The 23,911-nt window shown below is 70.0% G+C and carries 20 protein-coding genes; 9 read left to right on the top strand and 11 right to left on the bottom strand.

Annotated elements, in window-relative coordinates:
- Nucleotides 1-451: 451 nt before the first annotated feature.
- Complete coding sequence (locus RDV84_RS25035; protein WP_309151996.1) at nt 452-1,384, bottom strand: DUF72 domain-containing protein; 933 nt, start codon at nt 1,382-1,384, stop codon at nt 452-454.
- Complete coding sequence (locus tag RDV84_RS25030) at nt 1,381-1,806, bottom strand: VOC family protein (RefSeq protein ID WP_057946759.1); 426 nt, start codon at nt 1,804-1,806, stop codon at nt 1,381-1,383. The genes RDV84_RS25035 and RDV84_RS25030 overlap by 4 nt, the downstream gene beginning before the upstream one ends.
- A gap of 125 nt (nt 1,807-1,931) precedes the next feature.
- Between RDV84_RS25030 and RDV84_RS25025 the strand changes: the two genes are divergently transcribed.
- Both RDV84_RS25025 and RDV84_RS25020 read left to right on the top strand, forming a co-directional pair.
- Complete coding sequence (locus RDV84_RS25025) at nt 1,932-2,282, top strand: GFA family protein (RefSeq protein ID WP_309151995.1); 351 nt, start codon at nt 1,932-1,934, stop codon at nt 2,280-2,282.
- Between the two features lie 350 nt (nt 2,283-2,632).
- A complete protein-coding gene (locus RDV84_RS25020; RefSeq protein ID WP_309151994.1) occupies nt 2,633-4,093 on the top strand; it encodes a S8 family peptidase in 1,461 nt (486 codons plus the stop codon).
- Nucleotides 4,094-4,209: 116 nt separating this feature from the next.
- On the opposite strand, the gene RDV84_RS25015 is transcribed toward RDV84_RS25020, so the two are convergent.
- The 4 genes from RDV84_RS25015 to RDV84_RS25000 are packed head-to-tail and all read right to left on the bottom strand — an operon-like array spanning nt 4,210 to nt 9,405.
- Complete coding sequence (locus RDV84_RS25015) at nt 4,210-4,467, bottom strand: hypothetical protein (RefSeq protein ID WP_309151993.1); 258 nt, start codon at nt 4,465-4,467, stop codon at nt 4,210-4,212.
- Entirely contained in the window at nt 4,451-6,805 is a 2,355-nt protein-coding gene (locus RDV84_RS25010) for an FdhF/YdeP family oxidoreductase (protein ID WP_309151992.1), read from the bottom strand. The genes RDV84_RS25015 and RDV84_RS25010 overlap by 17 nt, the downstream gene beginning before the upstream one ends.
- Before the next feature lie 10 nt (nt 6,806-6,815).
- Nucleotides 6,816-7,700 carry a formate dehydrogenase accessory sulfurtransferase FdhD gene (gene fdhD, locus RDV84_RS25005; protein WP_425606185.1) on the bottom strand — a complete coding sequence of 295 codons (885 nt, stop codon included), beginning with the start codon at nt 7,698-7,700 and terminating at the stop codon, nt 6,816-6,818.
- A gap of 22 nt (nt 7,701-7,722) precedes the next feature.
- Nucleotides 7,723-9,405 carry an OFA family MFS transporter gene (locus RDV84_RS25000; protein ID WP_078997323.1) on the bottom strand — a complete coding sequence of 561 codons (1,683 nt, stop codon included), beginning with the start codon at nt 9,403-9,405 and terminating at the stop codon, nt 7,723-7,725.
- 214 nt (nt 9,406-9,619) lie between these two features.
- On the opposite strand from RDV84_RS25000, the gene RDV84_RS24995 reads away from it, so the two are divergent.
- Complete coding sequence (locus RDV84_RS24995) at nt 9,620-10,705, top strand: substrate-binding domain-containing protein (protein ID WP_309151991.1); 1,086 nt, start codon at nt 9,620-9,622, stop codon at nt 10,703-10,705.
- A 474-nt stretch (nt 10,706-11,179) separates the two neighbouring features.
- Here the strand turns inward: RDV84_RS24995 and RDV84_RS24990 are convergent, their stop codons facing one another.
- Nucleotides 11,180-13,012 (bottom strand): DUF885 domain-containing protein, encoded by a 1,833-nt coding sequence (locus RDV84_RS24990; RefSeq protein WP_425606342.1) that lies wholly within the window; start codon nt 13,010-13,012, stop codon nt 11,180-11,182.
- A 1,248-nt stretch (nt 13,013-14,260) separates the two neighbouring features.
- Between RDV84_RS24990 and RDV84_RS24985 the strand changes: the two genes are divergently transcribed.
- Both RDV84_RS24985 and RDV84_RS24980 read left to right on the top strand, forming a co-directional pair.
- Entirely contained in the window at nt 14,261-16,969 is a 2,709-nt protein-coding gene (locus RDV84_RS24985) for a TonB-dependent receptor (protein ID WP_309151990.1), read from the top strand.
- Between the two features lie 329 nt (nt 16,970-17,298).
- On the top strand, nt 17,299-18,171 hold the full coding sequence (locus RDV84_RS24980) for a DUF4349 domain-containing protein (protein ID WP_057946767.1): 873 nt from the start codon (nt 17,299-17,301) through the stop codon (nt 18,169-18,171).
- Between the two features lie 51 nt (nt 18,172-18,222).
- Here RDV84_RS24980 and RDV84_RS24975 read toward each other — a convergent pair whose 3' ends face one another.
- A complete protein-coding gene (locus RDV84_RS24975; RefSeq protein WP_309151989.1) occupies nt 18,223-18,519 on the bottom strand; it encodes a hypothetical protein in 297 nt (98 codons plus the stop codon).
- Nucleotides 18,520-18,692: 173 nt separating this feature from the next.
- Between RDV84_RS24975 and speG the strand changes: the two genes are divergently transcribed.
- Nucleotides 18,693-19,262: a spermidine N1-acetyltransferase gene (gene speG, locus RDV84_RS24970; protein WP_309151988.1), complete on the top strand. Its 570-nt coding sequence runs from the start codon at nt 18,693-18,695 to the stop codon at nt 19,260-19,262.
- A 33-nt stretch (nt 19,263-19,295) separates the two neighbouring features.
- A complete protein-coding gene (locus tag RDV84_RS27180) occupies nt 19,296-19,448 on the top strand; it encodes a DUF6053 domain-containing protein (RefSeq protein WP_425608187.1) in 153 nt (50 codons plus the stop codon).
- Here the strand turns inward: RDV84_RS27180 and RDV84_RS27175 are convergent.
- Together RDV84_RS27175 and RDV84_RS24965 are read right to left on the bottom strand one after the other, a co-directional pair.
- Nucleotides 19,430-19,480, bottom strand: coding sequence for a DUF6053 domain-containing protein (locus tag RDV84_RS27175; protein WP_354520814.1), 51 nt, complete (start codon nt 19,478-19,480; stop codon nt 19,430-19,432). The genes RDV84_RS27180 and RDV84_RS27175 overlap by 19 nt on opposite strands.
- A 113-nt stretch (nt 19,481-19,593) precedes the next feature.
- Nucleotides 19,594-20,529, bottom strand: coding sequence for a peptidylprolyl isomerase (locus tag RDV84_RS24965; RefSeq protein ID WP_309151987.1), 936 nt, complete (start codon nt 20,527-20,529; stop codon nt 19,594-19,596).
- A 190-nt stretch (nt 20,530-20,719) separates the two neighbouring features.
- Between RDV84_RS24965 and RDV84_RS24960 the strand changes: the two genes are divergently transcribed.
- Both RDV84_RS24960 and RDV84_RS24955 read left to right on the top strand, forming a co-directional pair.
- Nucleotides 20,720-21,085: a PadR family transcriptional regulator gene (locus tag RDV84_RS24960; protein ID WP_057946771.1), complete on the top strand. Its 366-nt coding sequence runs from the start codon at nt 20,720-20,722 to the stop codon at nt 21,083-21,085.
- The gene (locus tag RDV84_RS24955) at nt 21,082-22,098 is read left to right on the top strand and encodes a sensor domain-containing protein (protein ID WP_309151986.1); all 1,017 of its coding nucleotides are present in this window, start codon (nt 21,082-21,084) and stop codon (nt 22,096-22,098) included. Before RDV84_RS24960 ends, RDV84_RS24955 begins: the two co-directional genes overlap by 4 nt.
- 258 nt (nt 22,099-22,356) lie before the next feature.
- Here RDV84_RS24955 and RDV84_RS24950 read toward each other — a convergent pair whose 3' ends face one another.
- Nucleotides 22,357-23,604: a polyhydroxyalkanoate depolymerase gene (locus tag RDV84_RS24950; protein ID WP_309151985.1), complete on the bottom strand. Its 1,248-nt coding sequence runs from the start codon at nt 23,602-23,604 to the stop codon at nt 22,357-22,359.
- Nucleotides 23,605-23,911: the final 307 nt, after the last annotated feature.

Raw genomic sequence — 23,911 nt, 5'->3', positions numbered from 1 at the left:
TCGTAGCTGCGGATCGAGAAGCGTCGGGCCTGAAGGCCCTCCCACAACGGCAGCGGCAGGGGACAGTGGGAGGGGCTTCAGCCCCGATGCTGCTCGCTCAGGTTGCCGTGTCGCATCGGAACGAAGGGCGTCGGGCCTGAAGGCCCTCCCACAATGGTGGCGACAGGGTGCAGTGGGAGGGGCTTCAGCCCCGACGCTGTTCGCTCAGGTCGCCGTGCCGCATCGGAGCGAAAGGCATCGGGCCTGAAGGCCCTCCCACGGCGGGCTCGGTGGGAGGGCTTCAGCCCCGATGCTGTTCGCTCAGGTCGCCGCGTCGCATCGGAGCGAAGGGCATCGGGCCTGAAGGCCCTCCCACGGCGGATGTGGGAGGGGCTTCAGCCCCGACGCTGTTCGCTCAGGTCGCCGCGCCGCGCCGCATCGCAGCGAAGGGCACCCTCCAGTCGACCGCGTTTCAGTCGCCGCGCAACTTGCCGATCAGCCGCATCGCCGCCGCCGGGTTGCGGTGCTTGGCGGCGCTGATGAAGTACACGAACACCTCGCGCGCCGCGGCCGCCGGCGTCGGTGCGGCGACGTGCGGCAGCTCGGGATTGTCCTCGCCGCGCGCCCACGCCCGCGCGCGCCGCGCCCAGTCGTCGAGTTCGTCGTCGGGATAGCCCGTGGCGACTTCCGCGCGCGAGCGCATCAGCCGCGCGTAGACGAAATCGCCGGTGATGTCGGCCAGCGACGGGTATTCGTCCGAGTCGGTGAACACCGTGGCGATGCGCCGCTCGCGCGCGAACTGCAGGTATTGCGGCGACAGGAAGCTGGGATGGCGCACTTCCAGCACGTGCTTGAGCGCGCGGCCGTCGAGCGTGCGCGGCAGCGCGTCGAGGAACGGCGCGAGGTCGTCGGCATCGAAGCGGCGGCTCGGCGCCAGTTGCCACAGGATCGGGCCGAGCCGTTCGCCGAATTCGGCCAGGCCGCCGTCGATGAAGGCGCGCGCCTGCGCGCTCGCCTTGGCCAGGGCGCCGGCCTGGGTGACCCGGCCCGGCGCCTTGAGCGAGAACGCGAAGGTTTCCGGCGTCTGCGCCGCCCACTTGGCGTAGGTGGCGGGCTTCTGCGCGCTGTAGAAAGTGCCGTTGATCTCGATGCTGCTGAGCTGGCGGCTGGCGTATTCCAGCTCGCGCCGCTGCACCAGCTTGGGCGGGTAGAAGTTGTCGCGCCACGGCGCGTAGGTCCAGCCGCCGATGCCGCAGCGGATGCCGTCGATCGCCTCGACGCCGGCCGCGCCGGCCAGCGGATCGTCGCCGGCGGGCTGGCTCGGCTTGGGCGGCGCTTTCTTCGCCGGCACGGGCGCGCCGAACAGATCGCCGGCGGCGGGCATGGAGTCGTTGCGCTTGCTCATAGGTTCCAGGGGTTGTAGGTGCCGAACCACCACAGCCGGCCTTCCAGGTCGCGGCAGGTATAGGCGCGGCCGCCGTAGTCCTGATCGGCGACATCGACCACGATCTGCGCCCCGGCGGCGCGGGCGCGCGCGGCGTGCTCGTCGGCGTCGCCGACCAACACGCAACAGGCCTGAGTTTCGCGCCCGCCGATCTCATCGGGTTGGACGATGCGCCGCGACCACTCGCTTTCGTTGTCCGGATCGACCGAGCCGAGCATGATCATGCCCGGCCCATAGGTCAGCTGGGCGTGGTGGACGATGGCGCCGTCGGCGTAGACCGCGTGTTTCTCGAACCCGAACGCGCGGCACAGCCAGTCGATGGCGGCGTGCGCATCGCGGTAGCGCAGACACGGAATGATGGTGCTGCCGGCCAAAGCGTTCATCGCAACTCCTGTGCGGCGGGGTGCGCGCGAGGCGCCCGTGACGTGACAAAACGCAGGCGACGAGCATAGCGCGGCGGGACTATCCTGGCATCTTCACGGTGCCGCGCCGCGGCGGGAGGAATCGGATGGCCAGTTATTCCGGCAGTTGCCATTGCGGCGCGATCGCTTACGAAGTGCAGGGCGAACTCAAGGAAGCCTACGACTGCAATTGCTCGATGTGCAGCCGCCGCGGCGGCCTGCTGTGGTTCGTGCCGGCGGACGCGTTCGAGTTGAAGACCGACCGCGCCGACGTCGCCACCTACCGGTTCAACAAGCACGCCATCGACCATCACTTCTGCACCCAGTGCGGCATCGCGCCGTTCAGCGAGGGCAAGATGCCCGACGGCGCGCCGATGGTCGCGATCAATGCGCGTTGCCTGCAGGACGTGGATCTGGGCGAGGTGAAGATCGTCAAGATCGACGGGCGTTCGTTCTGATCCTGCGAACGCGGCGCGCTCGCCGATGCCATGCCGCGGCGCGCCGTTTTGTAGCGGATCGCGCCGATACCGCGCGAGCGCCGCCGAACGCGTCGGTGCCGACGCCGCGGCGCCGCACCTTGCGTTTCCCCAGTGCGCGCGCCGCGCCGCGCGCGCGAGCGTGATTTCGGACATGTCCCAATAGGGCGGCCTCCGCACGGCCGCGTTAGTGATTATCGAGCGCCCAAGAAACGGCGCGGAGGTCGAGGCCGGGCCGCGCGGAACCTCGGAGATGCGCTCCGATATCCGGGCCCCTGGCACGTCGGCCGCATTCGGGATTTCCCGATCATCACATTGGGGTCAATCGCACTATGGGTAATCGTCACCCGCGTTCCAACGCACTTTCCCTGGCCACCGCGCTCGTCCTGGGCGCGTGCGCGTTCGCGCCGGCGTACGCCGGCGGCAAGGCCAATCTGGCCTCGCTCGAGGACGGCAGCCGTTCGTTCGGGCGCTTCGTCGTCACTTATCGCTCCGGGACCGCGCCGCGTCGCGACGCCGCCGCGCTCGAGCGTTCGCTCGGCAACGCCGCCTCGGCGCTCGGGCTGAACACGCTGCAGCGCCTGCGCCGCACCGCCACCGGGTCCGACGTGGTGGTCAGCCCGCGTCCGCTGAGCCGCGCGGAAGCGACCGCGCTGCTGCATACGATCGCCGCCGATCCCAATGTCGAGTCGGTGGAGAACGACATGCGCATGGTGCCGTACTGGACGCCTAACGACTCGCGTTTCCGCGAACAGTTCGGTTTCGGCAGCGGCGCCGGCGGTATCCGCGCGACCACCGCCTGGGACCTCGCGCGCGGCGCCGGCACCGTGGTGGCGGTGATCGACACCGGCATCGCTTCGCACAGCGACCTCAACGGCAATTTGGTCGGCGGTTACGACTTCATCAGCGCCCTGAGCGGGGCCGAAGCGCAGCAGTTCGGCGCGTTCTTCATCGCCGCCGACGGCAACGCCCGCGACGCCAATCCGGCCGATCCGGGCGACTGGAACGACAACCCCAACGCATGCCGGACCGGCAACTCGTCCTGGCACGGCACCCACGTCGCCGGCACCGTGGCAGCGGTCACCAACAACGCCAAGGGCGTGGCGGGCACGGCGCCGGCGGCCAAGGTCGTGCCGGTGCGCGTGCTCGGCCGCTGCGGCGGTTTCTCCTCGGACATCGCCGACGCGATCACCTGGGCCTCCGGCGGCGCGGTGCCGGGCGTCCCCGCCAATCCCAACCCGGCCGACGTCATCAACATGAGCCTGGGCGGCTCGGCGCCGGGAGCCTGTCCGCAGAGCTACAAGAACGCCATCGTCGGCGCGGCCCAGCGCGGCAGCATCGTGATCGTGGCGGCGGGCAACGACGACGCCAACGCGAGCACGGCGGTCAACAGCGACGGCCAGCCGGTCGGCTACACCATGACCAACTGCGGTACGGTCATCTCGGTCGGCGCGACCACCTCGTCCGGCGGCCGTTCCAGCTTCTCCAACTTCGGTCCGGGAGTGGACATCGCCGCGCCCGGCTCGGGCATCCTGTCCACCGTCAACAACGGCTTGCGCGGGCCGACCACCGAAGCCTACAAGGCCTACGACGGCACTTCGATGGCGACGCCGCACGTCGCCGGCGTCGCCGCGCTGGTGCAGTCGGTGGCGCGCACGCCGCTGACTCAGGAACAGATGCGCACCCTGCTGAAGAACACCGCGCGTGCCTTCCCGGTCTCGCCGGGCGCCAAGCCGATCGGCGCGGGCATCGTCAACGCCGACGCCGCGGTGAAGGCGGCCAAGGCGCTGTAAGCGGCGGGCCGGGTCGAACCGGTCTTGCAGCGAGAACCCCGGCGGCGACGCCGGGGTTTTCTTTTGCGCGGTGGCGGGCGAATGCGGCGCGCGTTGCGGCCGCGATCCGCATCGGCTCAGTGCGGGGCTTCGCAAGCCGCGGCCAGCCGCGCGCGCCCCCGTTCGGTCAACACCGCCACGCGGGTCTCGCCGCGTTCTTCCACCCGCACCCAGCCCGGCCCCGGAGTGTCGCCGATGGCCTCCTCGCCGAGCCAGGCCAACTCGCGCAGCAACACGCTCATGCGCAGGCCCAGGCGCTTGCACACGCGCGGCAGCGACAGGCCGTCGGGGTGCTGGGCGAGCAGCGCCAGCAGCGGCTCAGTCGACGCGGACAAGGCCGATGTCCTTGGCCGATTGCAGCTCGCGCCCGCGCGCCGGCACGTGCGGATGCACGATCACCGGGATCGACTTGGAGGTCGGCGTGCGCGCTTCGTCGGCGAAGCTCGACAGCGGCACCAGCGAATTGGTCTCGGGGTAGTACGCGGCCAGGCAGCCGCGCGGGATGTTGTATTCGACCAGCAGAAAGCGCGCGGCGGTGCGCTTGACGCCGTCGTCGCACAGGCTCTCCAGGTCGACCCAGTCGCCGGCCTTCATGCCGAGCGCGGCGATGTCGTCGGCGTGGATGAACAACACCCGGCGCTCGCCGAACACGCCGCGGTAGCGGTCGTTCATGCCGTAGATCGTGGTGTTGTACTGGTCGTGCGAACGGGTGGTGGCCAGGGTGAACACCGGCTGCTCGCGGCTGGCGCGGGCGCGATGCACCGGCAGGTCGGTCGGCACCGCGTGGGCCTTGAACAGCGCCTTGCCCTGCGGGTTGATCCAGCGCCGCTCGGCGGCGGCGTTGGGCAGATGGAAGCCGCCGGGCACGCGCACGCGTGCGTTGAAGTCGTGGAAGTCGTCGAACACCGCGGCGATCAGGTCGCGGATGCGGTCGTAGTCGCCGATCAGGTCGAGCCAGTCGATCCTGCTGCGTTCGCCGAGGGTGGCGTGGGCCAGGCGCGCGACGATCGCCGGTTCCGACAGCAGCTGCGGCGCCGCCGGCGCGTTGATGCCCGACGACAGGTGGACCATGCTCATCGAATCCTCGACCGTCACCCCTTGCGCGCCGGCGGCCTGCAGGTCGATCTCGGTGCGGCCCAGGCACGGCAGGATGTACGCGTCGCGCCCATGCACCAGGTGGCTGCGGTTGAGCTTGGTGGTGACGTGCACGGTGAGGTCGCAGCGGCGCAGCGCGCGATGGGTGGCCTCGGTATCGGGGGTGGCGGTGGCGAAGTTGCCGCCGAGGCCGAAGAAGGTCTTGCAGCGCCCTTCGAGCATGGCCTGGATCGCGCCGACGGTGTCGTGGCCGTGGTGGCGCGGCGGTTCGAAGCCGAACACGTCGCGCAGGCGGTCGAGGAAGGCCGGCGAGGGCTTCTCGTAGATGCCCATGGTGCGGTCGCCCTGCACGTTGCTGTGGCCGCGCACCGGGCAGGCGCCGGCGCCGGGGCGGCCGATATTGCCGCGCAGCAGCAACAGGTTGACGATCATGTGGATCGTCGCGACCGAGTGCTTGTGCTGGGTGATGCCCATGCCCCAGCAGCAGATGACGCTGTCGGATTGCGCGTAGATGTCGCCGGCGCGTTCGATCTCGTCCTGGCTCAGGCCCGACTCGGCGACGATCGTGTCCCAGGATTCGGCCGCCACTTCTGCGGCGAACGCGTCGAAGCCCTGGGTGTGTTCGGCGATGAAGGCGGTGTCGATCACCCGCGCCGCGCCGTCGCGCTGCGCTTGCGCGTCGAGCTCCAGCACCCGCTTGATCATGCCCTTGACCGCGGCGAGGTCGCCGCCGATGCGCAGCTGGAAGTAGTCCGAGGAAATGCGGGTGGAGCCGTTGTGCAGCATCTCCAGCTTGTCCTGCGGATCGGCGAATTTCTCCAGCCCGCGCTCGCGCAGCGGATTGAACGAGACGATCGCGGCGCCGCGCTTGGCGGCCTGGCGCAGCTCGCCGAGCATGCGCGGGTGATTGGTGCCGGGGTTCTGGCCGAAGATGAAGATCGCCTGCGCCAGCTCGAAGTCGCGCAACTGCACCGTGCCCTTGCCGACGCCGATCTGCGCCTTCATGGCGGTGCCCGACGGCTCGTGGCACATGTTCGAGCAGTCGGGGAAGTTGTTGGTGCCGAACTCGCGCACGAACAATTGGTACAGGAACGCGGCCTCGTTGCTGCAGCGGCCGGAGGTGTAGAACAGCGCTTCGTCCGGCGAGGCCAGCGCGCGCAGGTGTTCGCCGATGCGGGCGAAGGCTTCGTCCCAGGCGATCGGCAGGTACTTGTCGCTGGCCGCGTCCCAGCGCATCGGGTGGGTCAGGCGGCCCTGGTTTTCCAGCCAGTAATCGCTGTAGCGCGCCAGTTCGGCGACGGTGTGTTCGGCGAACAGTTCCGGCGTGGCGCGGTGCTTGGTCGCTTCCGCGGCGACGGCCTTGGCGCCGTTCTCGCAGAACTCGAAGGTCGAGGTGTGGTCGCGGTCGGGCCAGGCGCAGCCGGGGCAGTCGAAGCCGTCGGGCTGGTTGGCCGAGAGCAGGGTGCGCGCGCCGCTGACCGGCACGTCCTGCTCGATCAGGTGCTTGGCGACGCTGCGCAGCGCGCCCCAGCCGCCGGCGGGGCCGTCGTAGCGGCGGATCGGGTTCTTGTCGCTCATGAAAGCCGGCTCATCGGTTCGTATCCGTGGCGCGCGGCGCGGCGACGGCGTCGTCGCCGTCTTCCAGCAGCCGCTGCGGATGGGTGTAGACGGCATGCCCGTCGTCGCGGGCGAAGCCGATCAGGGTCAGGCCGGAGGTTTCGGCCAACGCGATCGCCAGCGCGGTCGGCGCCGAGATCGCGGCGAGCACGGCGATGCCGGCCTGGGCGGCCTTCATCGCCATCTCGTAGCTGGCGCGGCTGGTGACCACGCACACGCCGCGCTGCGGATCGGCGCCGGCCAGGGCCATCGCGCCGATCAGCTTGTCGAGCGCGTTGTGGCGGCCGACGTCCTCGCGCACGAAGCGCAGCGCGCCGTCGGCGTCGGCCCAGCCGGCGGCGTGGGTGGCGCCGGTCAGCGCGTTGAGCGGCTGGCTGCGGCGCAGTTCGCGCAGCGCGCGCTGCAGCGCGCTCGCGGCGATGCGCGGGCCGTCGCCGACCCGCGGCGGCGGCCGCAGCACCGCTTCGATGCTTTCGGTGCCGCACACGCCGCAGCCGCTGCGTCCTTGCAGGTTGCGCCGGCGCGACTGCAGCGCGGCGGCGCGCGCGGGCGGCACCCGCAGGCTCACGCTGATGCCTTCCAGCGAGGTGGCGATGTCCTCGATCGCGAGCTCGCCGGGCGCGCCGACGATGCCCTCGCTGAGCGAGAAGCCGAGCGCGAAATCGGCGATGTCCTGCGGCGTGCCCAGCATCACCGCGAACGGTTCGTCGTTGTAGGCCAGTGCCACCGGCACCTCGGCGGCGACCGCGTCCATCGCCACGCGCAGCTCGCCGTCGCGCAGCCGGCGCACGCGCCGGCGCACGGCGCCGTCGCCGGGCGCGGCCTGCGGTTCGGACAAGGACGGTTTCGCGCTCATCGCTCGCTCATCGGTTCGGCCGTCAGTGCAACAGCACGAAGGCTTTCTGCAGCGTCACCCACATGCCCCAGGCCAGCGGCACGCCGACCGCGGCCCAGGCCGCCAGCACCAGCGCCGGGTTGCCGCCGCGGCCGATCAAGGCCATCTGCTCGGCGCTGTAGGCGGCCTCGCCGTTGCGGCCGGTCTTCTCGTGGGCGAGGGCTTTTTCGCGCGCCAGTTCCTCCGGCGTCATGAAGTGCTTCTGCGCGATCGGCCGCACCGCGAGGTTGCACAGCAGCCCCAGCACCAGCATCGCCGCCAGGATATACATGGTGGTGTTGTAGACCTGCGAAGGCGGCAGGCCCAGGCCGAGCTGATAGTCGCGCATATAGTTGACCACCACCGGCCCGAGGATGCCGGCGGTGGCCCAGGCGGTCAGCAGGCGGCCGTGGATCGCGCCGACCATCTGGGTGCCGAACAGGTCGGCCAGATACGCCGGCACGGTCGCGAAGCCGCCGCCGTACATCGACACGATCACGCAGCAGATCGCCACGAACGCGGCGATGCTGCCGGCGCTGCCGGCCGACGGCGCGGAGGCGTACAGCACGAAGCCGAGCACGAAGAACACCACGTAGGTCAGCTTGCGGCCCAGGTAATCCGAGGCCGAGGCCCAGAAGAAGCGGCCGGCGATGTTGAACAGGCTCAGCAGGCCGGTGAAACCCGCGGCGATCGCGGCGATCGCCTTGAGCTGGTCCTCGCCGAGCGACTTGATCCCGCCGTCCACGCCGATCAGCCTGCCGCCGAACACTTCCTGCAGCATCGGCGAGGCCATGCCGATCACGCCGATGCCGGCGGAAACGTTGAGGCACAGCACGCCCCACAGCAGCCAGAACTGCGGGATGCCCCAGACCTTGCTGGCGTGCACGTGCTGTTGGGTGATCATCGCGTTGTCCTTGGCCGGCGGCGGCGTCCAGCCGGCCGGCTGCCAGCCGCTGGGCGGCACCCGGTAGCCGAACGCGCCGGCCATCATGAACACGAAATAGCCCGCGGCCAGGACCAGGAAGGTTTCGAACACGCCGACCGAATCGGGCGTGGCGAAGCGCTTCATCAACGCGTCGGCGAGCGGGCTGCCGATCATCGCGCCGCCGCCGAAGCCCATGATCGCCATGCCGGTGGCCATGCCGCGGCGGTCGGGGAACCACTTGATCAGCGTCGACACCGGCGAGATGTAGCCGAGCCCGAGGCCGATGCCGCCGATCACCCCCGAGCCCAGCCACAGCAGCCAGATCTGGTGGGTCTTGATGCCGATGGCCGAGATCACCAGCCCGCCGCACCAGCACAGCGCCGAGACCACGCCGGCCTTGCGCGGGCCGGCGCGTTCGAGCCAGCCGCCCCACAGCGCCGCCGAGCAGCCCAGCAGGACGAAGAACAAGGTGTACATCCAGCCCAGCGAACTGACTTTCCAGTCGCAACCGGTGGCGACCATGCGCGCGAAGAAGCCCATGTCGGCCGCGCATTCCAGCGGTTGCTCGATGCCGACGGCTTTCGACAGCGGCAGCCAGAACACGCTGAAGCCGTAGGCCATGCCGATGCACAGGTGGATCGCGAGCGCGGCCGGCGGCACCAGCCAGCGGTTGAAACCGGGTTTGGCGACGATGCGTTCTTTCGACAGCAAGCCTTCCGTGGCCGGTTGCGATGCGGCGATCGCCGCGCTTTGGCTGGACATGCGGACCCCTCTGGTATGACCACTGCAAATAGGCTGTCCAGGACATAAAGTGGGGGTGAGGCCCTGGTCGCGGACGCAGGCTAACCCAGTGCGGACGTGGCCGTATATCGATGAGTAGTCTAATAATCGGCTATGAAAAGCCGATTGAGGCTTCCGTGTGATGCCTGAATGGAACAGGCGTGCGCGAAGGCGCCGAAACCGTGCGAGGTCGGTCATGTTCAAGGTCCAGATCCAACCCAGGTGGACGCTGCACGCCGCCGATGGGCAGCCGCTGCCGGGCAAGCTGATCGAGTTGCTGCAGGGCGTGCACGCGACCGGTTCGCTGGCCGCGGCCTGTCGCCGAGCGGGGCTGTCGTACCGCTACGCCTGGGGCCTGTTGCAGCAGTCGCAGGCCTTGTTCGGCGCGCCGCTGCTGCGCATGGCGCGCGGCCGCGGCGCGCGCCTGAGCGCGCTCGGCGAGCGGCTGGTGTGGGCCGAGCAGCGCATCGCCGCGCGGCTGGCGCCGACCCTGGACAGCCTGGCCTCGGAGGTGGAAGTCGAACTCGGCCGCGCGCTCAGCGCGCAGGCCGCGCCGCCGCGCGTGCACGCCGCGCATGGCTTCGCGGTCGAGACCCTGCGCCGTTTCCTCGACGAGGCCGACGCTGCGGTCGACCTGAAATACCGCAGCCCCGGCGAAGCGCTCGATGCGCTGCGCGCCGGCGCCTGCGATCTGGCCGGCGTGCACCTGCCGATCGGCGAATTCGAGCGCGACATCCTCGCCCATTACGCCGGGCGCATCGACCCGCACGGCGACCGCGTGCTGCATCTGGCCACGCGCCGGATCGGCCTGATCCTCGCGCCGGGCAATCCCAAGCGCATCGGGGCCTTGGCCGACCTGCTGCGCAGCGACGTGCGTTTCATCCACCGCCAGCCCGGCTCCGGCGCGCGCCTGCTGCTGGAACGGATGCTGGCGCGGCAGGGCCTGTCGATCCACGAGGTGCGCGGCTGCGGCATCGACGAACTCACCCACGCCGCGGTCGCGGCCTATGTCGCCAGCGGCATGGCCGACGCCGGCTTCGGCCTGGAGACCCCGGCGCGGCGCTACGGGCTGGAGTTCGTGCCGATCGCCAGCGAGCACTACTTCTTCCTGGCGCGCGAAAGCACCCTGGATTCGCCGGCGTTGGGCGAGGTGCTGGCGATCCTGCGCAGCGAACGGTTTCGCGCCGAACTGGGCAAGCTGCCGGGCTACGACGCGGGCGGCTGCGGCGAGGTGCAGGACCTGTTCGAGGCGTTCGGCTCGGCGCGCGCGGTGTTCGGGTGAGCGCTGCGAAGCTGCGTGGTCCCGGCTTTCCACGCGGCTTCGATCCTTCCCTGCAGGAGCGGCGCAAGCCGCGACCGCGACAACGCGGCTGCGGCGGGCCTCGCCTATTGAGACCGCATCCGCCCCCTCTCGCCGTCATTCCGGCGAAAGCCGGAGCCCATTTTGCCGTTGCTCTTGCGGGGGCCTCTTCCGCCTCGGAGCAAGATCAAAATGGATTCCGGCTTTCGCCGGAATGACAGGTTTGAGGGGGGCAGCCTTTGTCGGAATGATGAAGATTGCGCGGAAAGCGCTCGGGCGCGTTCGCGGCGAAACCACCGTCGTGCGCGATGTCTCGTGAGCGGCTGCGGCTTGCGTCGTGGTTGTGTCGGCGCGGTCGCGACTCGCGTCGCTCCTACAGGGGCTTCGGGCGGGGCGCGGAAACGCAAAAAGGCGCGGGGAACCCCGCGCCTTTTGCGTTCGAATCGTAAGCCGCCTTCAGCGAATCGGCTCGTCCAGCATCAGTTCGCGCACGAACCGCACCGGCGGCGCGCCGTAGGACAGCACCTGGTCGTGGTAGGCCTTGATCTCGAACTTCGGGCCGAGCTTTTCCTCCACCGCGCGGCGCATGTCGAAATGCTCCTGCGCGCCGACGAAATAGGTCGGCAGCTGCGCCGAGGTCAACTGCGCGCGCACCCACTTGCCGGCGGCTTCGCGCTCCTGCTGGAAGGTCTGCTTGACCATGAAGTCCATGGCCTGCTCGCGGCTCCAGTCCTCGACCTGCACGCCCTGGTCGAGGATCGCGTTGCCGATGCTGCGCAGGTAGAACTTGAGCTGGACCAGACGGAACAGCGGGTCGTTGTCGAGATAGCCCGAGTCGGCCATCAGGTCCTCGGTGTACACCGCCCAGCCTTCGGCGAACACGCCCGAGCGCAGCACCGCGCGCAGGGTCGACGGCGCCTTGGCCGAGTGCGCGCCTTCCAGGTAATGGCCCGGCATGGCCTCGTGGATCGACAACAGGTGGATCATGCGCGTGTTGTATTCGCGCAGGAACGAATCCACTTGCTGGTCGTTCCAGTCGTCCGGGATCGGCGAGATCGCGTAGTACGTGTCCAGCCCCTTGTCGAGCGGGCCGGGCGAGTCGCAATACGCCAGCGCGACGCCGCGCTGGAATTCCGGCATCAGGATCACCTTGACCGGCGCGTCGGGCACGGTCACCAGGTTCTTGGCGCGGGTGAACTCGGTGGCCTGGGCCAGCGTCTGCTTGGCGAAATCGACGACCTTGTCGCGCGGCGCTTTTTCGGCGTAGGCCAGTTCCAGCGCCGCTTCGATCGCGGTCTGCTGCTGCTCGGGCGTCGGCTTGTCCGGCAGCGCCGGCGCGTTGGGCTTGTCCTTGAGCTGCTGGACCGCGATCGCGTACATCTCGCCGCGCACGCGCGCCAGCTCGGCCTGCGCGCGCTGCATGATCTGCGCGCGCGACAGCGAGGAGTTCAGCGAGAACTTGAGCTTCTCGTCGTACAGGGTCTGGCCGATGCGGAAGTTGCCGCGGGCGTTGGGCACCAGGGTCTTGTCCAGCCAGGCCTGCTGTTCGGCCACGGCCTTGCGCAGGCCGGCGACGGCGGCGTCCAGGCGCTTGCGCTGCGCGCCGCTGAGCTGGCCGGCGTTGGGCGCGATGAAGGTGTCGATCAGGCTCAGCACGCCGGCGTTCTGCTTGGCCACGGTCTCGGCGTGGATCTTCGGCACCCGCGCCGGATCGAGGTTGGCGCGGGCCTGGGCGAACACCTGCGGGATCTTCTCCATGCGCGCGGTCGCCGAGACCAGCCGCTGCGGCATCGGCGCGAAGTCGCGCGCCATCAGGTTGTAGATCGCGTCGCCGGCCAGGCCGCTGTAGACCTGCGGGTCCCAGGCCCAGCTCTGCAGGGTCTGCAGGTTCCACACGTCCGCTTGCAGGCGGTTGCGCAGGATCAGCGCGTCGACCTGGTTCTCGCGCGAGAGCCTGGCCGCGTCGATCGCGTCGAGTTCGCCGAGCAGCTTCTTGTTGAAGTCGAGCTGGGCCTGGCGGCCGGCGGCGCTGAGGTCGTCGATTTCGCCGTCGTAGCGGTGATCGCCGATCTGGGTCGCGCCGACCGGGTTGAGCTTCATGAAGCCGTCGAGCCAGCGCTTGGACAGCGCGGCGAAGGCGGCGTCCACGGCCGGATCGGCGGCGCTGGCGGCGGCCGGCGCGGCGGCGGCGGGCGCGGCCGGGGCGGCGGTGTCGTGCGGCTTGCAGGCGGTCATGGCCAGGGCGAGCAGGGCGGCGGAGAGGGCGAGGACGAGCGGCGAAGGGCGCAGCGGACGCATGGGCATCTCGGGGCAGTAGGACGGCGCGGGGCCGGTTGGCGCGCAGGATAGGGCATGGCCATGACCGGCTGCATGGGTCATTGGTCGGGGCGCGGCGGCGGGGTGGGTGGGGTCAAGGCAACCGGCAGGGGAGGCAAAGCGATGGGGCCGCCTGGGCTTAGGGGGAGCGGCGTGGGCTGTGGCTGCTGCGGGACGAGGCGCGCGGACCTGGCCGGGGGCAGCGCGCCTGGCTAGTGCGTCATTCCGGCGAACGCCGGAACCCATTTTGATCCTGCTTGATCTTTGATCCCGCTGGATCCCGCCGCGGGCGTCCGGGGCTCGGAGCGACAGCAAAATGGGTTCCGGCTTGCGCCGGAATGACGGATCAGGGGGGCGGGTCGGGCGTTCGGGGCGAGTTCGGCGCCTGGGGGCGCGATGACGCAGCGGGAAGCAGGTGGTATGCGTGCTCTTTGCGCAGTTGCCGTGTCGGCAGTCCGGTTTCGCGGCTTCGACGGGCCCAGGTTTCATAACCATACGGAATGCCCTCATGCGCGGCGTGGCGTGGGCGCGTGCCGGCGCGGGCGGCCGCTGCGGCTGCGATCGCCTTGTGCGGCGGGCTTCGCGACTGAACAGGGCGGTTCGCGATGCATGGCCGGCAGTCCCGCCGCTGGCGATATTTTCGCCAATCCGCGCCGCCGCTTCGATTGACATCGCTTTATCGCGATGCAACATAAGCCCCGTCGCCGGCCCCGGCCGCGACCTTCCTCCGCAACCGAATCCGCCGCCGTGAACGCACACCGCCCGACCGTCCTGCCGTCCGCCAGCCGCCGCGTTTCCGGCGGGTGTCGCATGGCGATGTGTCGGCGCTGAGACCGCCGCGCCCCGCGCACGCCGCTCGCCCGTTCCGTTCGCTCCCGCAGATCGTCCAGGTTGCCTCGCCATGTATCGCCGCACGTCCGCACGCCGCCGCCCTTTCCACGCAGCGTTCCGCGCACCGCCCGCTCGAATGCGCGCGGCCTGTAGCGGGCGGGTGAGGCTGGCGCGCTAGACGAGCGACCGCCGGCCGAGCCTGCCGACTCTTTCTACCGACCCGCGCGGCGGGCGACCTGCGGCTTGCGCCGCATTCGTCTCTCTCCCCTCCCAACGACCGCGCTGCGCAGCGCGCAGCGTCGGCGGCCGTGCGCCGTCGCGGGCCGGCTTTTTCTTCGCGCTTTGTCATTCGCTTCGCCTCCCCTCTCCCACGTCTTGCAGGAAACCTCCATGTCCCACGCCGTCCGCAATCCCGAAGCGCGTTACCGACGCCTGCCGCTGGCGCTCGCCCTGGCCCTGGCCGCGCCGCTGGCCCTGGCCGCGCCGCTGGCCCTGGCCGCGCCGCTGGCGCGGGCCGCCGACGCGGCCGCCGCCGACGACGGGGCCGCCGCCGATGCGGCCGATGCCGCCGGCCCCGGCGTCACCCTCGACGCGGTCCAGGTCACCGGCAGCAACCTCAAGCGCAGCGACGAGGCCGGGGTCAATCCGGTGCTGGTGCTCGACCGCGTGCAGATCGAGAAGAGCGGCAAGGTCACCGTGTCCGACCTGCTGCGCAGCCTCACCGTCAACAGCGGCAACAGCTTCAACGAGCAGTACACCGGCAGCTTCGCCAACGGTTCGGCCGGCGTCTCGCTGCGCGGGCTGAGCCAGAAGAACACCCTGGTGCTGGTCAACGGCTACCGCGTGGCCTCGTACGGTTTCGCCCAGGGCACCCAGGACAACTTCGTCGATCTCAACGCGCTGCCGCTGGGCGCGATCGAACGGGTCGAAATCCTCAAGGACGGCGCCTCGGCGCTGTACGGCTCCGACGCCATCGCCGGCGTGGTCAATCTGATCCTGCGCCGCAAGATCGAAGGCGTCGAACTCGACGCGTCCTACGGCGCGGCCACCGAAGGCGGCATCGACCAGCACAGCATCGGCCTGCGCGCCGGCCGCGGCGACCCGGCCAAGGACGGCTACAGCCTGCGTTTCAGCCTGGACGTGTTCCAGCGCGGCCAGCTCAACGCCGACGAGCGCGACCTGACCAAGAGCGGCGACTACCGCTCCGAACCCGGCGGCCGCCTGGCCGGCTGGTCCACCCAGGGCGGCGCGTTCCTGAGCAACCCGCGCGCGCCGGTCGCGTTCGCCTGCCAGCCGGGCACCCAGTCGCGCCCCTACAGCGACTTCGGCAGCCCGCTGCCGGGCAACGCCTGCGCCTTCAACACCCAGCCGTTCCGCACCCTGATCCCGGACGTGGAGCGCTATCAGGCGCTGGTCGCCGGCGACGTGCGCCTCAGCGACAGCGTGCAGGGCTTCGCCGAGATCCTCTACAGCACCAGCCACAACGGCGCCTACTTCAGCGCGCCGATGACGGTCGGCGCCGGCCTGCGCGCGTACGACCGCGGCACCGGCCGCCTGGTCGACATCCCGGCGGTGCTGCCGGTCGGCCATCCGAACAATCCCAACGCGACGCCGACCCCGTTCGAGTATTCCTTCCTCGACCTGGGCGCGCGCTACAAGATCAACAAGTCGCAGTTCTCGCGCGCGCTGGTCGGCCTGCGCGGCAACGGCGAGGTGTGGGACTGGGAGGTCGCCGCCAGCCATTCGGAAAGTCGCCAGCGCGAATACGTGCGCAACTTCCTCGACCGCTATGCGTTCGAGCAGGTGCTGGCCGACGGCAGCTACGACTTCCTCAACCCCTCGCGCACGCCCGGCGCGCTCGACGCGCTGCGCCTGTCCACGCGCCGCCCCGGCACGTACCGGCTCAGCACGCTCAGCGGCAAGATCTCCGGCTTCCCGTTCCAGTGGCGCGCCGGCGACGTCGGCGTGGCCGCGGGCGTGGAGTTCCGCGACGAAGCGCAGGACGCGCGCACCAGCCCGCAGGTGCTGTCGGGCACCGAGCTGCGTCCGGCGATCAACCTCATCGACGGCGACCGCCGCGTCGCCGCCGCGTTCTTCGAGTTCAGCCTCAAGCCGTGGGAGCAAGTGGAAGTGCAGCTCGCCGGCCGCGGCGACCACTACAGCGACTTCGGCAGCGCGTTCTCGCCCAAGCTCGGCGTGCGCTGGCAGCTCAGCGACGACTTCCTGCTGCGGCTGAACGCCTCGCGCGGCTTCCGCGCCCCGTCGCTGCCGGAGATCGCGCAGAGCACCACGATCAGCTACGGCTCGGTGATCGATCCCTTCGATCCGGTCCAGCCCGGCGCCTCGCGCGGCGTGACCATCCTGCGCGCCGGCAATTCCAACCTGAAGGCCGAGCGCTCCAGCAACGTCAACCTCGGCCTGCTGTGGGCGCCGGACGCCGACACCAGCCTGGGCATCGACCTGTACCGCATCCGCCAGGACGACCTGATCGCGCCGGACAACGTGCAGTTCGTGGTCTCCAACCCGGACGCCAACCCGGGCCGCATCACCCGCGACGCGCAGGGCCGCCTGCAACTGGTGGAGAACCGCTATTCCAACCAGGGCACGTTGACCACGACCGGCTTCGACGTGGAAGGGCGCAAGGTCTGGCGCGCCGGCGACGACAGCTGGACCCTGGACGGCACCTGGACCCGCTTGCTGAGCTACGAGCAGCCGCTGGTGGCGGGGCAGGCCAAGCAGGACGGCGCCGGCAACAACCTGTTCGGGGCGCTGCCGAAGTGGCGCGGCATCACCTCGCTGGCCTGGAACCGCGGCGACTGGAACGCGCAGCTGTCGTGGCGCTACATCGGCGGCTACGGCCAGAAGGTGGTCGATGCGCGCAGCAACCCGGGCCTGCGCGGCAAGGTCGACGATTACCACCAGTTCGATCTGTACGTCGGCTTTGAGGGCCTGCGCGACACCACGCTGTACGCCTCGGTGCAGAACCTCGCCGACAAGGCGCCGCCGTTCGATCCGGCCGGCGGCGCGCTGCCGTACGACATCACCCAGTACGACGCGCTCGGCCGCTTCGTCACGGTGGGGGTGAAGTACAAGTTCTGAGCCGCGGCGCGGCGATGTTCGACGAACGGGCGGGGGCTGCGGCTCCCGCCCGTTTTCGTTCGCGCGCGTTGCTCGCCGGCCCGGCTTGGGCGAGCCGGCGAACGCGTTTGGGTGAGCGCGCTCAGGCGCGCGCGCTGACGCCGGCGCGTTTGCGTGGGCACGTTTGCATGGAAACGTTTGGGCGTGCAGGTTTGCGTGTGCAGGTTCCGGCGCGCCTTGGCGACCCCGCGCCGCGAGTTCGCGCGTTCGATGCGGTGCGATCGGCGGATGCGCCGACCCGCGTCGCGATGGCATAGTGCCGCCAGCCAAGACGGCGATGGAGACGGAACATGGAGCAAGCGAAGATGCGGATCCCGGGCAAATCCGCGCCGGCGATGCGCTGGCTGTTGGCGGCGGCGCTGGCCGCGGCGGCGTTGGGCTGCGCCAAGCACGCGCCCGAAGCGGCGGCGACGAGCGACCAGGCCGCGGCGGCATCCGAAGCGCCCGCCGCCGGCGGCGGCGATCAGGCCAAGGCCGACCTCGGCGTGCTGCTGGCCTACGAACACCGAGTGCGCGTGCGCCTGTCCGACGACAAGATCGCCGCCCGCGCCAAGGCGGTGCAGGACGCCTGCACCGGCGGCAAGTTCGGCCCGTGCGCGGTGCTGGGCATGAACCAGAGCGGCGGCGATTCGCCCTCGGCCAGCCTGCAGGTGCGGGTGGTGCCGCAAGGCGTGGAGCCGTTGATCGCGCTGGCCGGGCAGGGCGACCAGATCGCCGAGCGCGGCATCCAGGCCGAGGACTTGGCGACGGCCGTGCGCGACAACTCGATGCGCCGCGACCGCCTGAGCCGCGAACACGCGCGCCTGCTCGAATTCCAGGAGCGGCGCGACCTGAAGATGGCCGACGTGCTGACCTTGTCCGAGCGCATCGCCGAGATCGAATCGCAGCTGCAGGCGGCCGAACAGGAAGCCGCGCAGCAGCAACGCCGCATCTCGACCCAGCTGATCAACTTCGAGTTCGGCAGCACCCTGGGCCAGGAACGCAGCAGCGAGATCGGCGAGGCGGTGCGCGACTTCGGCGGCATCGTCGCGGCGGTGGTCGCCTTCCTGATCCGCGCCCTGGCGGTGCTGCTGCCGCTGGGCATCGTCGGCGGCGCGTTCCTGTGGCTGTTGCTGAAGTTCCTGCGCGCGCGGCGGGCGCGGCGCAAGGCGGCCGGCGGCTGAGCGCGGCCGGGCGCGGGCCGGACGCCGGGCGCGCCCGGCGCCGGCGCGCGCTCAGCGCTCTTCTTCGGCCTCGAACTCGACCAGCACGTCCAGGTCGAACGCCAGCGCTTCCACCGCCTCGCGCACCTTGTTCGCGGTGGCGGCGTTGGGCGCGTCGATCTCCAGCTCGTGCACGCCGGGGCCGGTATCGTCGGGCAGGCCGGCGGAACTGGAGTCGGCATCGTCCATGTGCGGCATCAGGTCGGCGACTTCCTCGACGCGCTCGATGCCGTCGAGGCTGATGAGCAGATTGCCGATCGCGCGCGCGTCGTCGTCGTTGCCGGTGATACGCAATCGAAGCAGTGGCATGGCGGACACCTGGGTCGCGGGGATGCCTGGAGGCTAGGCAGCGGGCGGCTAAATCCGCGTGAATGCAGCGCGACGGCGGCGCTTCCGGCGGCCGTCGCCGAGCGCGCGCACGGCGTCACAGCGCGTTGCGCGAAGTCACACCGGCTGCATCGGGACGGAGTAGGGTAGCGGGCATGACCGGCACCCCCATCGACGAGTCCTCCGCCAGCGCCGCCGCCGCTCCCGGCGGCCTCACCCTGCGCCCGCTGGAACGCGGCGACCTGCATTTCATCCACGTGCTCAACAACAACCGCAGCGTGATGGGCTACTGGTTCGAGGAACCGTACGAGTCCTTCGTCGAGCTCGAAGAGCTGTACCGCAAGCACATCCACGACCAGTCCGAGCGCCGCTTCATCATCCAGGACGGCGCGATGGAGCGGATCGGGCTGGTCGAACTGGTCGAGATCGACCACCTGCACCGGCGCGCCGAATTCCTGATCATGATCTCGCCCGAACACCAGCGCCGCGGCCACGCGCGGCTGGCGACGCGGCTGGCGATCAACTACGCGTTCCGGGTGTTGAACCTGTACAAGCTGTACCTGCTGGTGGACGTGGACAACACCCGCGCGATCCGCATCTACGAGGACGCTGGGTTCCAGCGCGAAGGCGTACTGGTGGACGAGTTCTTCACCGACGGGCGCTATCACGACGTGGTGCGGATGTGTTTGTTCCAGCATCAGGTGCTGGGGCGGGTCGGCAAGTAGCAGGGCTTGCCTGCCCGATGCTGTTGCTGTTGTGTGCGACCTTCAGCCCGAGGCTCTTGTTTTTGCTGGGAGAGCCTTGAAGCTCGATGCTCTTGTTTTGGTGGGAGAGCCTTGAAGCTGGATGCTCTTGTTTTTGTGGGAGGGCCTTCAGGCCCGATGCTCTTGTTTCAGGTCGCCGCGATCTGAGCGAAAGGCATCGGGCCTGAAGGCCCTCCCACAAAAGCGAAGGCATCGGGCTTGAAGGCCCTCCCACAGAAGCGAAAGCATCGGGCCTTAGCCTCTCTCGCAGAGCAAGGCCTCGCTACCAGAGCAAGGCCCTCGCGCTACTGCGTCAGCCCTTCTTCTCGCGTACCGGCAGCGGCATGTTGCACAGGTTGATGTGCCCGGCCGGCTGCAGGTACCAGTCGTCGCGGCGGTTGCGCCGTGCTTCCACCAGCTCGGCGAACAGCGGCGTGTCGGTGCGCAGCACTTCGAGTTTGGCGCGCTGCGCTTCGGGCAGGTCGGCCGCCAGCGCGATCGAGACGATCGGCGCGCGCTCGGAGGGTTTCTCGTAGAAGCCCAGCGCGCCGGTGCCGCGCGGCAGCACCGACAGCAGTTCCATGCCCTGCACGACCCGGCCGACGGTGGTGATGTTGCGGTCCAGGTGGCGCGGCGACTGGCCGATCACCACGTACAGCTCGCTGCCGTTGCTGGAATCGGCGGCCATGTCGCGGCCGGCGCCGACGGTGCCGTAGCAGTGCGCCAGCCAGCTCGAACCGGTGGCGGAATCGCGCGCGGCCGGGAAGCCGTCGACGAAACCGGCCTGCTTCGCCCAGCCGTCGGTGTCGGGCAGCACGGTCATCTTCAGGCCGGCGCTCTTGCGCGCGAACTCGGCCGGCAGCTTGTCCTTGGCGCCGGGGCCGAGCGGCTTGCGTTTGGCCGCGTCCTCTTCCGGGTCGCCCCACTGGACCACGTAGTTGTCCTGCGAGCGGTTGACGCTCAGGCCGTTCCAATAACCGTTGTGCGCCAGCGCGCGGATGTTGGCGACGTGCTCGGGCGCGAACTGCGGCGCGAGTTCGATCACCGCGCGGCCGCGTTCGAGTTCCAGGTAGATCGTGTTGCGCGGGTCGAGCGCGCGCCAGTCGAAGGGCTGGCTGGCATCGAGGATCTGCTGCAGGGTGCGGCCCTTGGCGGCGGGCGTTGCGGGCGTGGCGGCCGCCGCCGCGGCGGTCGCGGCGGCCAGGGCCAGCGACAGGGCGAGCGGGGCGGTGCGGGCGATCGAAGTCATGGGCGTGGTCTGTCCGTCGTCGTGTCGGGCGGGGCGGGGATAGAAGGTAGCGGATAGGAGCCAGGAATTAGCAAGAGCCGGTTCGGCTATCTCCCATCCCCCATGCGCTATCTCCCAATGACTACCGGCACATTCGCTATAGCGAACTTCACAATAGTCTGAGCACCAGACTAGCCCAGGGGCGCCGCCCGTGACCGATCTCGACAGCCATTTGCGCAAGTTCCAGAAGGAGCTCAGCACCGGCACGGTGTCGCTGGCGCTGCTGGCGGTGCTCGGCGCGGCCGGCGAGCCGATGTACGGCTACCAGATCGCCAAGCGCCTGGAGCGCGAGGGCGAGGGCGTGCTCAGCGGCAAGCAGAGCGCGCTGTACCCGGTGCTGCGCAACCTCGGTGCGGCCGGCCTGCTCGACAGCCATGTCGAGCCGTCGGTGACCGGGCCGCCGCGGCGCTACTACCGCATCACCGACAGCGGCCGGGCGGTTCTGCGCGAATGGACGCAGGCCTGGCGCGCCACCCGCGATTCCGTCGATTCCGTCCTGCAGGGGCTCGAACCATGAACGCCATAGCCGGCACCGCCCATTACCCGCCCGAAGCCGACTCCGCGCCGGCCGGCGCGCCCCCCTCCGATCCGGCCGCGGCCGCGGCCGCCAGCGCCGCCGCCGGCCTGCCGAGCTCGATCCCCGAGTACCTGCAGCGCCTGCGCCAGGCCCTGCACGGCGCCGACCCGGCGCTGATCCAGGACGCGCTGTACGACGCCGAGGAGTACCTGCGCGCGGAAATGGCCGAGAACCCGCAGCGCAGCGAGGCGCAGATCATCGCCAGCGTCGCCGGCAGCTACGGCGCGCCGGACGAGGTGGCGGAGATCTACCGCGACACCGAGGCCAAGGTGCAGACCGCGCTGCGCCCGCCCAGGCCGGCGCAGCGTCGCTCGTGGCTGGGCCGATTCTTCGGCGTGGCGCTGGAACCGCGCACCTACGGCGCGCTGTTCTACATGCTGCTGTCGCTGGCCACCGGCACGTTTTACTTCACTTGGGTCGTCACCGGCGCCTCGGTGTCGGCGAGCCTGCTGATCCTGATCGTCGGCCTGCCGCTGCTGATCCTGTTCCTGGGCTCGGTGCGGGTGCTGGCGCTGGTGGAAGGGCGGCTGGTGGAGACCATGCTCGGCGAACGCATGCCGCGCCGGCCGCTGTACAGCGACCGCGAGCGGCCGTGGCTGGAGCGGATCAAGGAGATGTTCACCGACCCGCGCACCTGGGGCACGCTGCTGTACCTGCTGCTGATGCTGCCGCTCGGCACGGCCTACTTCAGCGTCGCGATCACCGCGCTGGCCTTGTCGCTGTCGTTGATCTTCGCCCCGATCGCGCAGTGGACGGGCCTGTTCCACGGCAACATCTGCCTGGATTACGCCTGCACCAACGCCGGTTCCTGGGGCGTGCTGCCCGAGGCGTTGCTGTGGCCGCTGTGCCTGCTGACCGGCGTGCTGCTGCTGTTCGCGACCCTGCACCTGGCCCGCGGCATCGGCTACCTGCACGCGCAGCTGGCGAAGGCGCTGCTGGTGCGCTGGGGCTGAAGTCGAGGGTGGCGCCGCGGATTCGCCGTCGCAGTTGCTTTTTGTAGGAGCGGCGCGAGCCGCGACCGCGCCAATTCGACTACGACGAACCTCTGCGATCCCCGTCCTGGTCGAACGCCGGACTTCCAACGGGCGTCATGGGTGCGGCGGCGCGGTCGCGGCTCGCGCCGCTCCTACAGGGGGCGATCCGGCTTCATCGGGATCCGCAACGAAAAAGCCCGGCGCATGGCCGGGCTTTTCTCGTTGCGGCCGCGCGGCTCAGGCCGAGTAGCGGGCGATGAAGTCGCGTACCTGCGGATACACCTGCTCGCGCCAGCGCCGGCCGCTGAAGATGCCGTAGTGGCCGGCGCCGTCGACGGTGATGTGCTGGCGCTGGGATTCGGCCACGCCGGTGCACAGGGTGTGGGCGGCGCGGGTCTGGCCCTGGCCGGAGATGTCGTCGAGCTCGCCTTCGATGGTCAGCAGCGCGGTGTTGTTGATCGCGCCGGGGTTTACGCGTTCGCCGGCGACGTCCCACAGGCCGCGCGGCAGCAGGTGTTCCTGGAACACGACGCGGATGGTATCGAGGTAGTACTCGGCCGGCATGTCGAGCACGGCGTTGTATTCGTCGTAGAAGCGGCGGTGCGACTCGGCGTCTTCCAGGTCGCCCTTGAGCAGGTCCTGGTAGAAATCCCAGTGCGACTGGAAATGCCGCTCCGGGTTCATCGCCACGAAGCCGCTGTGCTGCAGGAAGCCCGGATAGACGCGGCGGCCGCGGCCGGGGAAGTTGGCCGGCACGTGGTGGATCAGATTGTTCTCGAACCACCACAGCGGCTTGTGCTCGGCCAGGTCGTTGACCTGGGTCGGGCTCTCGCGGGTGTCGATCGGGCCGCCCATCATCACCAGCGAACGCGGCGTGGGTTCGCCGCGCGCGGCCATCAGCGACACCGCCGCCAGCACCGGCACGGTCGGCTGGCAGACGCTGATCACGTGCAGGCTGTCGGCACCGATCTGGCGGATGAAGTCCTGGATGTAGCCGACGTAGTCGTCGAGGGTGAAGGCGCCTTCCTCGTTCGGCACCATGCGCGCGTCGACCCAGTCGGTGATGTAGACCTTGTGGTCGCGCAGCAGGGTGCGCACGGTGTCGCGCAGCAAGGTGGCGTGGTGGCCCGACAGCGGCGCGACCACCAGCACCGGCGGATCGTCCTTGAGCTCGGCGATGTTGCCGGCGTCGTCGGCGTAGCGCTTGAAGCGCAGCAGCCGGCAGAACGGCTTGCGCGCCATCTCGCGCTCGATCACCGGATAGGCGTTGCCGTCGATCTGGATCGAATGGATGCCGAACTCGGGCTTCTCGTAGTCCTTGCCGATGCGGTAGAGCAGCTCGCACCCGGCCGCCACGCGCGAGGCGCCGGGCAGGGTCGACAGCCAACTGCCGGGCGCGGCGAACATCTTGGCGCCGGCATCGGCCCAGTAGGTCATCGGGGCCATCCAGGCGCGGCCGAGTTCGTGCATCTGATAGAGCAGCATTCGGGTCGGACTCTCAGTGGCGGGCAGGGCTGGCGGGAGAGGGTAAACGCAACCGGCGGCAACGATTTGCTGCGGCGCAGCATAACGGATTGCGATGGCCGTCGCGTGAAACCGCGGTTGCGGTCGCTGATAGGTGTGAGATGAGGCCGTTTCGGCACGTTTTCGGCGCGACCGGCTGCGCCGCGGTCGCAGCTTGCGCAGCGCCTGCAGTCAGAACCGAAGCTGCGGCCGCCCCTGTAGGAGCGGCGCGAGCCGCGACCGCGCCATCGCGCTTACGACGCCACCGCTACGCCAGCGACGATCTTCG

Origin of the sequence: Lysobacter yananisis (genome assembly GCF_031199375.1) — a bacterium.
GTDB lineage: Bacteria > Pseudomonadota > Gammaproteobacteria > Xanthomonadales > Xanthomonadaceae > Lysobacter > Lysobacter yananisis.
The sequence above is the reverse complement of the archived record's forward strand: the minus strand, read 5'-3'. Positions and strand labels throughout refer to the sequence as shown.

Bases quoted from the DNA above. Each gene is read 5' to 3' on its own strand.
- RDV84_RS25000 (WP_078997323.1), bottom strand. From the start codon at position 9,405: ATGTCCAGCCAAAGCGCGGCGATCGCCGCATCGCAACCGGCCACGGAA.
- RDV84_RS24950 (WP_309151985.1), bottom strand. From the start codon at position 23,604: ATGCTGCTCTATCAGATGCACGAACTCGGCCGCGCCTGGATGGCCCCG.
- RDV84_RS24965 (WP_309151987.1), bottom strand. From the start codon at position 20,529: ATGACTTCGATCGCCCGCACCGCCCCGCTCGCCCTGTCGCTGGCCCTG.
- RDV84_RS25030 (WP_057946759.1), bottom strand. From the start codon at position 1,806: ATGAACGCTTTGGCCGGCAGCACCATCATTCCGTGTCTGCGCTACCGC.
- RDV84_RS24955 (WP_309151986.1), top strand. From the start codon at position 21,082: ATGAACGCCATAGCCGGCACCGCCCATTACCCGCCCGAAGCCGACTCC.
- RDV84_RS24995 (WP_309151991.1), top strand. From the start codon at position 9,620: ATGTTCAAGGTCCAGATCCAACCCAGGTGGACGCTGCACGCCGCCGAT.
- RDV84_RS25035 (WP_309151996.1), bottom strand. From the start codon at position 1,384: ATGAGCAAGCGCAACGACTCCATGCCCGCCGCCGGCGATCTGTTCGGC.
- RDV84_RS25020 (WP_309151994.1), top strand. From the start codon at position 2,633: ATGGGTAATCGTCACCCGCGTTCCAACGCACTTTCCCTGGCCACCGCG.
- speG (WP_309151988.1), top strand. From the start codon at position 18,693: ATGACCGGCACCCCCATCGACGAGTCCTCCGCCAGCGCCGCCGCCGCT.
- RDV84_RS25010 (WP_309151992.1), bottom strand. From the start codon at position 6,805: ATGAGCGACAAGAACCCGATCCGCCGCTACGACGGCCCCGCCGGCGGC.
- RDV84_RS24975 (WP_309151989.1), bottom strand. From the start codon at position 18,519: ATGCCACTGCTTCGATTGCGTATCACCGGCAACGACGACGACGCGCGC.
- RDV84_RS24980 (WP_057946767.1), top strand. From the start codon at position 17,299: ATGGAGCAAGCGAAGATGCGGATCCCGGGCAAATCCGCGCCGGCGATG.
- RDV84_RS24985 (WP_309151990.1), top strand. From the start codon at position 14,261: ATGTCCCACGCCGTCCGCAATCCCGAAGCGCGTTACCGACGCCTGCCG.
- fdhD (WP_425606185.1), bottom strand. From the start codon at position 7,700: ATGAGCGCGAAACCGTCCTTGTCCGAACCGCAGGCCGCGCCCGGCGAC.
- RDV84_RS25025 (WP_309151995.1), top strand. From the start codon at position 1,932: ATGGCCAGTTATTCCGGCAGTTGCCATTGCGGCGCGATCGCTTACGAA.